The sequence below is a fragment of the Bacillus cereus group sp. BfR-BA-01381 genome, assembly GCF_022663555.1.
Lineage (GTDB): Bacteria > Bacillota > Bacilli > Bacillales > Bacillaceae_G > Bacillus_A > Bacillus_A pacificus.
Window position 1 is genome coordinate 1 of the sequence record NZ_JAKUFR010000377.1, and the last position, 205, is coordinate 205.

A 205-nucleotide genomic window follows, 5' to 3' on the forward strand; every position below is an offset into this window, starting at 1 on the left:
GTGGAGCTGACGAATACTAATAGATCGAGGACTTAACCATATAATATGTAGCAAATGTTATCTAGTTTTGAAGGAATATGCCTTCATAGTTTGGTGATGATGGCAGAGAGGGCACACCCGTTCCCATACCGAACACGGAAGTTAAGCTCTCTAGCGCCGATGGTAGTTGGGACCTTGTCCCTGTGAGAGTAGGACGTCGCCAAGC

The 205-nt window shown here is 46.8% G+C and carries 1 rRNA gene; it reads left to right on the top strand.

The annotated features are described in order from the left end of the window. The first annotated feature begins 89 nt into the window (after nucleotides 1-89). Nucleotides 90-205 (top strand): 5S ribosomal RNA (rrf, locus tag MR079_RS29125).